The sequence below is a fragment of the Flavobacterium aestivum genome (assembly GCF_026870175.2).
Classification (GTDB): domain Bacteria; phylum Bacteroidota; class Bacteroidia; order Flavobacteriales; family Flavobacteriaceae; genus Flavobacterium; species Flavobacterium aestivum.
On record NZ_CP113977.2, the window covers coordinates 1,652,949 to 1,666,034 of the forward strand.

Consider the following 13,086-nt stretch of genomic DNA (forward strand, 5'->3'; position numbering starts at 1 on the left):
AGAATGGAGTTTGATTTTTTAGCACCAATTGATAAGGAAATTTTAAGCTATATAGCAGGGCTGTCTTCACAACATTTGGGGAGCAAAATAGTTTTGCATACAGATGAGCAGGTTCCGGATTTAAATAAAGTTGATATTGCAATAATTGGAGTTCTTGAAAACCGAGGAGATAGAAATGCAATTTCGGACGTTGATTTAAATGAGGTTCGTAAGGAATTATACGGAATGTTTCCTGGTAATTGGAATGCGACTATTGCTGATTTAGGAGATATTTTGCCTGGGAGCTCAATTGAAGATACCTATTTTGCAATAAAGAAAATAGTTTCGGGTTTAATAAAAAAGAGAGTTATACCCTTGGTAATAGGAGGTTCTCAAGATTTGACTTATGCTCTTTACAGAGCCTATGATGACTTAGAGCAAATGGTGAATTTAGTAGCCATAGATAGTAAGTTTGATTTCGGAAAAGAAAATGAAGCAATAACATCAGATTCTTATTTGACAAAAATTATTATCAACGAACCTAATAATCTTTTTAATTATTGTAATGTTGGGTATCAAACCTATTATAATTCGCAAGAAGAAATAGATTTAATAGAAAAACTGTTTTTTGATGCCTACAGATTAGGAGAGGTGTCTAATAATATTTCTATTTCAGAGCCTGTTTTTAGGGACGCTGACATGGTAAGTATAGATTTGAATTCAGTAAAATCTTCAGATTCGGGGAACTTTGTGTCCTTTAACCCAAACGGTTTTAATGGTAAGGAAATATGTGCATTGTCAAGATATGCAGGAATAAGTGATAAAGTATCTTTGTTTGGGGTGTTTAATCACAATAATTCAAAGCAAGAATCAGTTATTATAGCACAGATATTTTGGTATTTTATCGAAGGGTATCATTATAGATCAAATGAATATCCTTTTGGAAGTAGAGAGAATTATTTAAAGTATAATGTTCCTTTAGAGTTAGAGGAAGAAGATCTTGTTTTTTATAAAAGCAATAAAACGGATAGATGGTGGATTGAGATACCTTTTATTTCAAATGGTAGCAATAAATTGAAAAAAAACACGTTGTTACCCTGTTCGTACGAAGAGTATTTGGCAGCTTGTAATCAAGAGATGCCGGAAAGATGGTGGAAAGCGCAAAGAAAGAATATTGTTTAGTCCTTCTCAATGCTGAAATTTTGATGAATTTGTGTATTTTACAATAAATTCTTAGAATATTTCAGAAAAGCTTACAAAATAACGATAAATGTGTTTTTTATCGTTCTTTTTTATCACATTAGCGATTAAATATTTTTTTTTTAAGTTTTTTAAAATTACTTTTGGTCCTGCAAATAATGACTAGAAAAGTATTGTTTATTAGATGAAAAATAAATAGGTTTACAGTCTGAATAATAATGAATAGATAACCCAAATTTTTATGAAGAAGTTCATTGCGTTTACGGCAATTTTAGCAGTGTTGACTAGCTGTGGCAGATCAAGCGACAAAGGAGAGTTGGTTGGTGTAAAAGGAGCTAAATGGCATCCTGAGAAACCTTATGGTATGACATTAGTACCTGGAGGTGCATTTATAATGGGTAAATCGGATGACGATCTTGCTAATGTAGAAGATGCCCCTACCAAAACAGTTACTGTTAGGTCTTTCTATATGGATGAGACAGAGATTACCAATAGTGAGTACCGTCAATTTGTAGAATGGGTAAAAGATTCTACAATTCGTTTTCGTCTAGCTATTTTAGCAGAAGAAAGCGGTCAAAATACTTCGGCAGGAGATTCTAAAGGAAAAGGAAAGAATGCTGGTAGTATTGGAGATTACGCTTTTAACAACTCAGATCCTGAAAAGATGTCTGCATATGATAAATATATGTATGACAACTATTATAGTATTGGGACTGATAAAGATCCTAATGCTTATAAAAGATTAAATAGAAAAGTAAAATTGATCAATGACACTAAGAAGTATCCTGATGAATATTACACAGAGGTTATGGATTCAATGTATTTGCCTTTAGAAGCATCTTACAATGGATTAAGAACTATAGACGTGAATAAACTTAAATTCCGTTACACTTGGATGGATATTCAAGCAGCTGCTAAAGCTAAAGTTGGAAAAAGACAAGATTTTATTAGAACTGAAGAAGTAAAGGTTTATCCTGATACAACAGTTTGGATTAAAGATTTTGCTTACTCTTATAATGAGCCAATGCATAATGATTATTTCTGGCATAAAGCATACGGTGATTATCCAGTAGTGGGTGTTACTTGGAGTCAGGCTAAAGCATTCTGTGAATGGAGAACATTGAATAAAAACAGTTACATAAAATCAAAAAAGAAACATATTGATAATGTAAATGCTTTTAGATTACCAACCGAAGCAGAATGGGAATACGCTGCAAGAGGTGGTTTAGAGTCTGCTACTTTTCCTTGGGGTGGACCTTATACAAAAAGTGATAGAGGATGTTTCTTAGCAAATTTCAAACCTAATAGAGGAGATTATGCTGCAGATCAAGCTTTATATACTGTAGAAGCTAAATCTTACGATGTGAATGGTTATAATCTATATAACATGGCTGGTAACGTTTCTGAATGGACTGATTCTGCTTATGATGCTAATTCATATGAGTTTGTTTCAACAATGAACCCTGCAATTATTGATAATTCAAATAAACGTAAAGTTGTACGTGGAGGTTCTTGGAAAGATGTTGCTTACTTCTTACAAGTAAGTACAAGAGCTTTCGAATATGCAGATTCAGCTAGAAGTTATATCGGTTTTAGAACTGTTCAAGATTATATGGGAACTCAAACCACAGGAAATAAAAAAAGAAAATAAAAACAAGAATAAACACAAGAATAAGTAATAAATTAATTAATTAAAAAAGAAAGAAAGATGGCAATATTAAGCAAAAAAGCAATGAATTTTACCTATGGAATGGGAGCGGCAGTAGTAATTATTGGAGCACTTTTTAAAATTCAACATTATCCAGGAGCGAGCCAATTATTAATTGTTGGTCTTTGTACTGAGGCATTTATCTTTGCTCTTTCTGCATTCGAACCGGTTGATAATGAGTTGGATTGGTCATTAGTTTATCCTGAATTAGCTGGAGGAGAAAAATCAACTACTAATAAAGCTGTTGAGAAAGATGAAACTGAAGGTATGCTTTCATCAAAATTAGATGCAATGCTTAAAGAAGCAAAAATTGATGGTGCATTAATGTCAAGTTTAGGAAACAGTATTAGAAACTTTGAAGATGCTTCTAGAAATATCTCTCCAGTTGTAGATTCAATTTCTGCTACTAAAAAATACAGTGAAGAGCTTTCTATGGCAGCAGCTCAAATGGAATCTTTGAATAGCTTATACAAAGTACAATTAGAAAGTGCTTCAAGAAATGCAGAAGCAAATAGAGAAATTGCTGAAAACGCTGGTAAATTAAAAGAACAAATGCAATCTATGACTGCAAACATTGCTTCATTAAACAATGTTTACGGAGGTATGCTTTCTGCAATGAGTAATAAAGGATAATTAGTTTTTTAACTATAATATATTATTTAATAACAAAACTAATTAAAATAAAATGGCAGGAGGAAAATTAACCCCTAGGCAGAAGATGATAAACCTAATGTATTTGGTTTTTATCGCAATGTTAGCATTAAATATGTCAAAAGAAGTGTTATCTGCATTTGGTTTGATGAATGAAAAATTTGAGAAAGTAAATTCATTGGTGTTAGATTCCAATGAGGCAATTTTAGCGGATTTGCAATCAAAGGCTCAAGATAAACCAGAGCAATATGCCGCTCCAAGAGACATCGCAGTAAAAGTTTCTGTATTAACAAAAACTTTTTACGATAAAATTACTTCTTTGAAAAATGATCTTACAAAAGATATTGAAAAAGGAAAAGACGGTAAATTACCATATGAAACAATGGATGCTTCTGGAAAACTTGACGAAAGCTGGTTTTCAGGAGATGGATTGTCAGCAAAAGGTAAAGATGTTATGGCTTCAATTGAAGCATATAAAACAGGTATGACTGCAGCTTTAGGTAAAGATCCTAAATATAGTGCTATTGTTGCTGAAATTAATGCAAAATTAGATACTAAAAATGTAGTTGATAAAGAAGGAATTTCAAAAATCTATTTGGATTACCACTTTAAACATTTCCCTTTGATCGCTTCAATTGCTAAATTGACTGCTGTTCAAAATGATATTAAAGCTACAGAAACTAATGTTTTTAATGCGTTGACAGGAAATACTGCCGTAGCAGCAGCTTCTATGAAAAACTATACAGCTATCGTTATACCTGAAAAATCAGCTTTCTTTGCTGGTGAAGCGGTAAAAGGTAAAATTGTATTGGGACGTTTTGATAAATCTACAGTACCTACAAAAGTTGTTGTAAATGGAGGAAACGTTAATTTAGGTACAGCTTTACACGATGGTCAAGTTGATTTTAGTTTCGGTGCTGGTAACGTAGGAGAGCATGATATTACAGGTAACTTTACGTTCATGGAAGATGGTAAACCAGTTGCTATTCCTGTTAAAGGGAATTATGTAGTTGTTCCTAAGCCGAATTCTGCTACTATTTCTGCAGATAAAATGAATGTTGTATATAGAGGTGTTGTAAATCCTATGACTATTACGTTTGCAGGTATTTCTTCTGATAAAGTTTCTGCTTCAGCTCCAGGTTTGAGCTCTGCTGGAAAACCGGGGACTTACAATATGAATCCTGGACAAGGTTCTGAAGTTGTAATTAATGTTACAGGTACATTACCTGATGGATCTAAAGTTTCTGATAGAAAATCTTTCAGAATTAAAGGTATTCCACCTCCAGTTGGTGCAATTGGTGGAGAAATGGGAATTGTTAAAGGAGCAAAATCTCGTTTACAAGTTTCTCAAGTTTCAGCTAAATTACCTGATTTCGATTTTAACGTACAATTAAACGTAGTTGGTTTTACATTAAAAGTTGCTGGTCAAGCTGCTGTAATCGTTTCTGGAGATAGAGTTAATGCTCAATGTGCTACTGCATTAGCAAGAGCTACAAGAGGAGATCAAGTTACAATTTCTGATATTAAAACTAAATTAGTAGGTTCAGATATTATGCTTTCTAGAACTGCTCCGGTAATTTACGAAATTCAATAATATTTAAGTTAATTTTTAACCTACTTAAATAACTTAAAACAAAATAGATGAAAGCTAAAAATTTAGTTATTGCTGTTGCAATTGTTGCGGGAAGTTTTTCTTCATTTGCACAATCTAATTTGCTTAACGCTAAAACGCCTGACCAAATTGGAGTAAAAACTAAGTCTCAAGTATCGCTTGATAATGATAAGCCTTTGGCTTATGGTTATGTCGATGATAGAGATGTATTAATGGGTAAGACTACTTGGGAGATAGTAGACTTAAGCGAAAGATTCAATTTTCCGCTTTACTTCCCTGTTGATTCTACAAATATTGGTAAAGATAGAAGGTCTTTGTTTGATGTTTTAATTAAAGGAATTAAAAGTAATAAGATAACTGAAGTATACGCTGATGATTATTTTAATACCAAAAAAACCTTAAAAGACATGAGTAGCTCGTTTACTTATATCGATACCACAAATGCTGGTAGAGAAGAAGTAAATGCTAATCATGATGCTTATTTCCCAAAACAAAGAACTACTTATAAAACCGTAAAAGGAAAAAAAGTACAAGTTGTTGTGCCTGCAGGTCCTGCTAAAGTATTAGATCCTCAATTTATTGATAAAAGAGAACTTACTGCTCAAGACATCACAGGTTATAGATTAAAAGGGTATTGGTATTTTGATAAACGTCAATCTGAATTGAAATATCGTTTATTAGGAATTTGTCCTGTTGCTCCAGAAGCAAGAGAAGTAGGTTCTGAAAATCCTGATTATATTGATTTGTTTTGGATTTTTTATCCTTCTATTCGTGATTATTTGCATGAGCATTATGCTTTCAATGAAAAGAATTCTGCAATGCCAGTTTCATTTGATAGAATTTTGGATTCAAGACAATTTGGTGGTACTATATATAAAGAAGAAAATGTATATGGTGACCGTTTGATTACTGAGTATATTAATGAAAATGCATTGAACCAGTTGATCGAATCAGATAGAATAAAAACTAAAATTCGTGATTTCGAACACGATATGTGGAATTATTAATTCCTAACAAGATAGTTATAAAAAACTCTTACTTTATAGTAAGAGTTTTTTTGTTTAATTGATAGTTTTCAATTTTGTAATGATGTTTTTCTTATGCTCTAATTTTTTATGTTATGATTGATTATATTATTGTTGGCTGTGGTTTAGCTGGTATTTCTTTTTCTGAAGTCGCTTTGTCTAATAATAAAAGCATAGTTGTTTTTGATAACGACTCTCAGAACTCTTCTAGAATTGCGGGAGGCTTATATAATCCTGTTATCTTGAAAAGATTTAGCGAAGTTTGGCAAGCACAGGGACAATTGGTTTTAATGAATGATTTTTATTTGAATCTTAATAAAAAAATCGATTCAAAGTTTAATTTCAAAATGCCTATTTTGAGAAAATTCTTTTCTGTTGAAGAGCAGAATAATTGGTTTTCGGCTTCAGACAAGGTCAACTTGGCTCCTTTTTTATCAAATAATTTGGTTTATAGAAAGTTCAAAGGTATTGATTCTCCATACGGTTATGGTGAAGTGTTACAGACAGGATATGTTGATACAGCTTTACTGTTGGCAAAGTATAAAGAGTATCTTTTGTCTCTCGGGCTATTGCGTAATGAAGGGTTTGATTATGATGCTTTAGTTTTTGAAGAGGATGGTGTTTGTTATAATGATTTAAAAGCGAAGCATATTGTTTTTGCTGAAGGCTTTGGAATGCATTCTAATCCCTTCTTTAATGATTTGCCTTTGGATGGTACAAAAGGGGAGCTTTTTATCATAAAAGCGCCTGAATTAGAAATTGACTGTGTAGTAAATACAAGTGTGTTTATTTTGCCGTTAGGGAATGATTTGTTTAAAGTTGGAGCAACTTATAATTGGAAAGACAAAACAGATTTACCAACTGAAGAGGGCAAAAAGGAATTAATAGAAAGGATAAAGGAAATCATTTTATGTGATTTTGAAATAGTAGAACATTTTGCTGGAGTTCGTCCTACGGTTCGCGATAGAAGACCATTAGTAGGGACACATACAGAATATAGAAGAGTTCATATCCTAAACGGATTGGGAACTCGAGGAGTTATGTTAGGACCAGCAATGGCCAAAGAATTGTTCGATAATATTGAAAATGAAATTCTACTAAATAGCGAAATAGATATTCAGAGATTTACCAAAAAAGCTAAAAGAAAACTGTAATTATATTTTAGTTTTCGGGTCGTAGGATACAAACATGTTGATGTAAATGTTTCGTGACCATCTGAGCACAATTGGAAATAATACAATTAGAGTGGCAATGATGGCAATAAAAGATGTTTGTATGCTAGAATTGAAGATTAGATATGAAACGATAAAAGTAGCAATTCCTATTCCAACATTCAGTCCGTAGCTAACATACATAGCACCATAAAAGAAGGAAGGTTCAATTTGATATTTAAGACCACAATGACTGCAACATTCATTCATCTTAAGAACTGATCCTAAATGTAAAGGGTTTTTGTCTGTATACATACTCTCATTCATGCATTTTGGACAAGTTCCTGTTAAAATGCTATATAATTTGGATCCTTTTTTTAACATTTGCAAAAAATTTAATTTTCTATGTTCAGAAAAGACAAATTTACTAATTCATATAGGAATAAAATAATAATACATGCTTAATATACACAATTTATCGGTTTCGTTTGGTGGCTCTTATTTGTTTGAAGAAGTTACCTTTCGTTTGGGTGCAGGAGACCGTGTAGGTCTCGTAGGAAAGAATGGAGCTGGAAAATCGACAATGCTTAAAATTTTGGCTAGGGATTTTGCTCCAGATTCTGGAGTTATCTCTCAAGAGAAAGAAGTTCGTATGGGGTTTCTTCGTCAGGATATTGATTTTGAACAAGGAAGAACAGTTCTTGAAGAAGCTTATGAAGCTTTTACTGAAATTAAAATAGTTGAAAAAAAATTAGCGGAAATAAATCATCAACTGGTTACTCGTACAGATTATGAAAGTGAAGAGTACAGTCAGATTATAGAAGACTTATCAGATTACACCCATCGTTTTGAACTTTTAGGAGGTTATAATTATGTGGGTGATACAGAGAAAATTCTTTTGGGTCTTGGTTTTAAAAGAGAAGTTTTTGACAATCAAACTGAAACATTTTCGGGGGGTTGGAGAATGCGTATTGAATTAGCCAAATTATTGTTGCAGTCTAATGACGTTTTGTTGCTAGATGAGCCTACCAACCACTTGGATATTGAAAGTATCATTTGGTTAGAAAGTTTTTTGCGTAATTATCCTGGAGTTGTAGTTATTGTTTCGCACGATAAAATGTTTTTGGATAATGTGACTAACAGAACCATTGAAATATCTCTAGGGAAAGCATATGATTTTAATAAGCCTTATTCTCAATACCTAGAATTACGTCATGAGATTAGAGAGAAACAATTGGCTACTCAAAAGAATCAAGCCAAAAAGATTGAAGAAACGGAAAAACTAATCGAAAAATTTCGTGCAAAAGCTTCAAAAGCTTCAATGGCACAATCTTTAATCAAGAAGTTAGATAAAGTAGAACGTATTGAAGTAGATGAAGATGATAACTCGGTAATGAATATTTCTTTTCCAGTTTCTAAAGAGCCTGGTAGAGTAGTGGTAGAGGCTGAAAATGTTACTAAAAGCTATGGAGATAAAGTTATCTTAAAAGATATCAATTTATTGGTAGAACGCGGAAGTAAAATTGCATTTGTTGGCCAAAATGGTCAAGGAAAATCAACTTTTATTAAAGCAATAGTTGATGAATTCGAATATCAAGGGACTATTAAATTAGGGCATAATGTGCAGTTGGGCTATTTTGCCCAAAATCAAGCCGAATATTTAGATGGTGAAATTACATTATTGCAAACTATGGAAGATGCAGCTACAGATACTAATCGTATGAAAGTGCGTGATATGCTGGGGTCTTTCTTGTTTCGAGGTGATGATGTAGAGAAAAAGGTAAAAGTGCTTTCTGGAGGAGAAAGAAATCGTTTAGCACTTTGTAAATTATTGCTACAGCCCATAAATGTTTTGTTAATGGATGAGCCTACTAATCACTTGGATATTAAATCTAAGAATGTTTTGAAAGCTGCTTTGCAAAAATTTGAAGGAACATTGCTTTTGGTTTCGCATGATAGAGATTTCTTGCAAGGGATGTCTAATATAGTTTATGAGTTTAAGGATCAAAAAATAAAAGAATACTTAGGCGATATCAATTATTTCTTAGAGCAACGCAATTTGGAAAATATGCGTGAAGTCGAGAAAAAAGATGCAGTTAAGAGTGCTGCACCAAAAGAAAGTAATAAAGCTTCCTATGAAGAACAGAAAAAAGGAAAAGCTCTACAAAATAGGCTGAGTAAAGTTGAGAGTCAAATTAAACAATTAGAAAAGGATATTCAACAAGATGATAAAATGTTAGCTTCAAATTATGATAAACATATCGAGGATGCTAAATTTTTCATCGCCTATAATAAGAAAAAGGAAGAATTAGACCAACTCCTTTTGGACTGGGAAATTGTTCAGGAAGAAATAGATAATTTGCAATAATCAGTTTGCAGCGTATAAATTTCAGTATTTATAAGAAAGAGTGATTGTCAAATGATAATTGCTCTTTTTTGCTTGTATAGGTTAATATAATGCTTCTAGAATGGTTTGAATTACTCTTTAAATGGATTTCTTTCCTTCCAATCTACTGTGGGTTCCAAGTAAGGGAAAATTCTATAAACTTGTTTGTTTATATAGGGGTTGCTATGTTCCATAAAACCAAACATTTCAACTGGTTTAGCGCCTACTGAGCTTTTGATTTCTAAGGCAGTTCTGGAAAAGATGATTTCTTTAAACTCTTTTTTGATCGAATAGGCAATCATATCATAAAGCATATTTAGATAAAGCATCTTTTCTCGCTGTATGCTGTCATCATAACCCAAGAAATAGGTATCCATTGATTTTCCGTTTTTGATCAAAGTGTTGAATCCGATTAATTTGGTGTCTAAGAAGTAACCATAGAACAGAAAATTGTCTTTTAAGGTTTCTTTGCAAACCCGAAAATGGTTTTTGGCTAAGAAGAATGTGTTGAAAGGGGCATTTCTGGCAACATGGGCATATAGGTCATAGATAGTTTCTTCGTATGCAATTATTTCTTCTAAATGCAATTTTCTTTTTTCTATACCGATTGCTTTTTTTCTGGCTCTCTTATACTGGTCCCTGTATTTCTTAGATAAAGAATCTATGTAATCTTGTTCTGTTTTCCAGTGGGCTGGAATACTAAAAGTCATATTGGGTTGAATGCAATACTTATAATTAGTCTTAAATTCATCTATTTTAAAGTTGTTTAGAGAACCGTGATGAAAATCTTTAAAAGTGGTAATATGTACTTTTTTACCGATGGATTTAAATTTATATTTTAGGTTTTCGGCTACTTTCTTTAATGTTCTTATTGCTTTAACAGGATCTGCTTTTTCTGAAAGGACATATGCGTTTTGACCAGTGAGCATATTGTTACCAATGAGTAAAACATGAGAGGAGAATTTTTTTAAAATTAATTTTCGAATATGCGCTTTAATACATTGATCTCTATCTCCAAAAGATTCTAATTTGTTTAAATCCAAAAATTGAGAAACTGCAATACCAACTAAATCTTGTTTTTCAAAAAGCCCAATAAAATGACAAGTCATGTTAAGAGGGGCAGATTTTTCTAAAATTTCGAGATATTCTTTGGATAAAAAAATATTTTTACTGCCTAAATCATTCCAGTTTTGAGGAAGTTGATCTGTATGATTGTAGATTTCGTATGAATAAGTTGTTTCCAATTTGGGCTTTTATGTTTCATCAAAAATAACTAATAAAGTTAATTTTTCATTGAATAGTTTAAAATTATCTAACTTTATAGAAAAAGATAAAATTATGACAACCTATAACGAAAATTCAGCAGCAGCATTATTGCAAAATTTGAAAGATTGGCAGTATAAAGAAGATGGAATAGAAAAGGGTTTTAAATTTAAAGATTTTACAGAAGCCCTTGGTTTTATTGTTAAAGTAGGAGTGTTGGCAGAAAAAATGAATCACCATCCTGAATTATTCAACGTGTATAATAAAGTGAATATTAGGTTGACCACACATGACTCAGGAGGAGTGACCGATAAAGATTTTGAATTGGCACAAAAAATTGAAAATGTATTATAAAAAAGCCTTGTTTCTGTACTCAATGAAACAAGGCTTTTTTTGGTGTTATGGTTTTGTCCTAAAGCCAACCACAAATTATTGATCCTATTATGGCTAAAGTGATTATCCAATACCCAGAATGAATAAAAATATATTTCCATGATTTTCTTTCGAATAATCCATTTATGGCAATAATTGGGAATGCAAAGAATATACCGGAAAGTAATCCGTGCAAAGCACCGTGTTTGTAAGTTCTAAAAGCTGTTCCGTAGTCATTCATAAATGCTTTGAAGGAAGGAAGAGCTTCATTTATTTTTGGATAGCCACCAATCATACTTACAGCGCCTGATTGATGAATTGATAAGGCCATTTCTACCGTTACAATAAAAAGTGAGAAGATGTAGGTCAAGCCAAATATCTTAGCCATGTTACCTTTTGAAAGTTCTTCTTCAGTGAGTCCCGCTTCTTTCATCCAAGCAGTTCCAAAAACTTTTGGATGATACCAAATAAATCCTACTACTAATGTGCTTAAAGCAGCTACAAAAATTGCAATCCAATTCATTTCCATAATTAAGGTTTTTAGGTTATAGTATCAAATATAGTTATTTTTTTACACAAAGAATTGTAAGGGGTATGTTATTTTGTGTAGGAAATGTTGAATTAATTAAAAAATAAGGTGTAAATTAGCGGTAATTATGGTATTATGGCGATTTTGGCACAGCTTTTGTTTTTGTTTAATTAAAAAACATAAATCATGAAAAACATTATCACATTATTTCTAACCGTTATTTTTTCGATTTCATCATTGGCTAGTATTCCCGATCAGGAAAAGAAGATTTTGTTAAAATTATATAATGACACAAATGGAAGTCATTGGAATGTAAAATGGGATTTGAATGCACCAATATCTACTTGGTATGGAGTGAAAATTCAAAATGATAAAGTAGTTGCAATTAATCTATTAAATAATAACTTAGTAGGAAAGTTGCCTGTAGAGATTACCAAATTAGAAAATTTAGAGGGATTAAATTTATTTAAAAATCAGCTATCCGGACAAATACCTGAAAATATAGGAGATCTAAAAAATCTGAAAGAACTGAATCTTTCGTTTAACAAGTTAACAGGAGCTATACCTAATTCTATTTGTAAATTAACGCATTTGACCAAACTAATGCTTTTTATGAATGACCTATCTGGGGAATTACCAAGTGATATTGGTAATCTGAAAGAATTAGAGATAATATCATTATTCAATAATAATTTATCGGGACAATTACCAGTTTCATTGTATGAATTAAAAAAACTAAAAGACTTGGTATTAAGCAGTAATAAATTCTCAGGTCAAATTAGTTGGAGCGTTGCGGATATGGAGTCATTAGAAAATCTAAGCTTATTCGATAATAAATTAGAAGGTCAGATTCCTATGAATATGACTAAGATGAAAAATTTAGTAAGCATGAATGTTTCCTATAACTCATTTACAGGTTTGGTTCCTAGAGAAATAGCCGCTCTAGATGACTTTAACCTTACCATGCTTAATCAGAATGGAGTCGCTTTTCAGATGGAAGTTGCTAAAGAAAAAAAGGGTGTATTAGCAGCTGATGAATAATAAAGCGATTTAGTTTAAAAGCCCGGAAATGGCTTGAATTAAATGAAATAGACAAATAGTATTATGTCAATAAGCATAATGCTAAAATACAAAGGTTGATGTTATAATTGCTATAAAAATTTGATTATGTAGAATGTTATTTTGGTTAGTAATATTTCTATTTTTATTT

12 protein-coding genes are annotated in these 13,086 nt (G+C 32.0%); 9 read left to right on the forward strand and 3 right to left on the reverse strand.

Annotated features, from left to right (window positions below):
- Positions 1 to 3: 3 nt before the first annotated feature.
- The 6 genes from OZP08_RS07260 (at position 4) to OZP08_RS07285 (ending at position 7,329) form a co-directional block, all read left to right on the forward strand.
- Positions 4 to 1,161, forward strand: coding sequence for a formimidoylglutamase (locus OZP08_RS07260; protein WP_281323338.1), 1,158 nt, complete (start codon positions 4 to 6; stop codon positions 1,159 to 1,161).
- Between the two features lie 259 nt (positions 1,162 to 1,420).
- Positions 1,421 to 2,830 (forward strand): T9SS ring complex lipoprotein PorK/GldK, encoded by a 1,410-nt coding sequence (gene porK, locus OZP08_RS07265; RefSeq protein ID WP_281323339.1) that lies wholly within the window; start codon positions 1,421 to 1,423, stop codon positions 2,828 to 2,830.
- A gap of 57 nt (positions 2,831 to 2,887) precedes the next feature.
- On the forward strand, positions 2,888 to 3,520 hold the full coding sequence (gene porL / locus OZP08_RS07270; protein WP_268848964.1) for a type IX secretion system motor protein PorL/GldL: 633 nt from the start codon (positions 2,888 to 2,890) through the stop codon (positions 3,518 to 3,520).
- A 52-nt stretch (positions 3,521 to 3,572) separates the two neighbouring features.
- Positions 3,573 to 5,132 (forward strand): type IX secretion system motor protein PorM/GldM, encoded by a 1,560-nt coding sequence (porM, locus tag OZP08_RS07275; RefSeq protein WP_281323340.1) that lies wholly within the window; start codon positions 3,573 to 3,575, stop codon positions 5,130 to 5,132.
- Positions 5,133 to 5,179: 47 nt separating this feature from the next.
- Positions 5,180 to 6,157 carry a type IX secretion system ring subunit PorN/GldN gene (gene porN, locus OZP08_RS07280; RefSeq protein WP_281323341.1) on the forward strand — a complete coding sequence of 326 codons (978 nt, stop codon included), beginning with the start codon at positions 5,180 to 5,182 and terminating at the stop codon, positions 6,155 to 6,157.
- 113 nt (positions 6,158 to 6,270) lie between these two features.
- Positions 6,271 to 7,329, forward strand: a complete 1,059-nt coding sequence (locus OZP08_RS07285) for an NAD(P)/FAD-dependent oxidoreductase (protein WP_281323342.1) — start codon at positions 6,271 to 6,273, stop codon at positions 7,327 to 7,329.
- Here OZP08_RS07285 and OZP08_RS07290 read toward each other — a convergent pair whose 3' ends face one another.
- On the reverse strand, positions 7,330 to 7,710 hold the full coding sequence (locus OZP08_RS07290) for a DUF983 domain-containing protein (RefSeq protein WP_268848966.1): 381 nt from the start codon (positions 7,708 to 7,710) through the stop codon (positions 7,330 to 7,332). It lies immediately after the preceding gene.
- Positions 7,711 to 7,783: 73 nt separating this feature from the next.
- Here OZP08_RS07290 and abc-f point away from each other — a divergent pair, with 73 nt between their 5' ends.
- Positions 7,784 to 9,694: a ribosomal protection-like ABC-F family protein gene (gene abc-f, locus OZP08_RS07295; protein WP_281323343.1), complete on the forward strand. Its 1,911-nt coding sequence runs from the start codon at positions 7,784 to 7,786 to the stop codon at positions 9,692 to 9,694.
- Positions 9,695 to 9,804: 110 nt separating this feature from the next.
- On the opposite strand, the gene OZP08_RS07300 is transcribed toward abc-f, so the two are convergent.
- The gene (locus OZP08_RS07300) at positions 9,805 to 10,956 is read right to left on the reverse strand and encodes a GNAT family N-acetyltransferase (protein WP_281323344.1); all 1,152 of its coding nucleotides are present in this window, start codon (positions 10,954 to 10,956) and stop codon (positions 9,805 to 9,807) included.
- A 94-nt stretch (positions 10,957 to 11,050) separates the two neighbouring features.
- Here OZP08_RS07300 and OZP08_RS07305 point away from each other — a divergent pair, with 94 nt between their 5' ends.
- The gene (locus OZP08_RS07305) at positions 11,051 to 11,329 is read left to right on the forward strand and encodes a 4a-hydroxytetrahydrobiopterin dehydratase (RefSeq protein WP_268848967.1); all 279 of its coding nucleotides are present in this window, start codon (positions 11,051 to 11,053) and stop codon (positions 11,327 to 11,329) included.
- Positions 11,330 to 11,387: 58 nt separating this feature from the next.
- Here the strand turns inward: OZP08_RS07305 and OZP08_RS07310 are convergent, their stop codons facing one another.
- Positions 11,388 to 11,876, reverse strand: a complete 489-nt coding sequence (locus tag OZP08_RS07310) for a DUF1761 domain-containing protein (protein ID WP_281323345.1) — start codon at positions 11,874 to 11,876, stop codon at positions 11,388 to 11,390.
- Positions 11,877 to 12,062: 186 nt separating this feature from the next.
- Between OZP08_RS07310 and OZP08_RS07315 the strand changes: the two genes are divergently transcribed.
- Positions 12,063 to 12,917, forward strand: coding sequence for a leucine-rich repeat domain-containing protein (locus OZP08_RS07315; protein ID WP_281323346.1), 855 nt, complete (start codon positions 12,063 to 12,065; stop codon positions 12,915 to 12,917).
- Positions 12,918 to 13,086 lie beyond the last annotated feature (169 nt).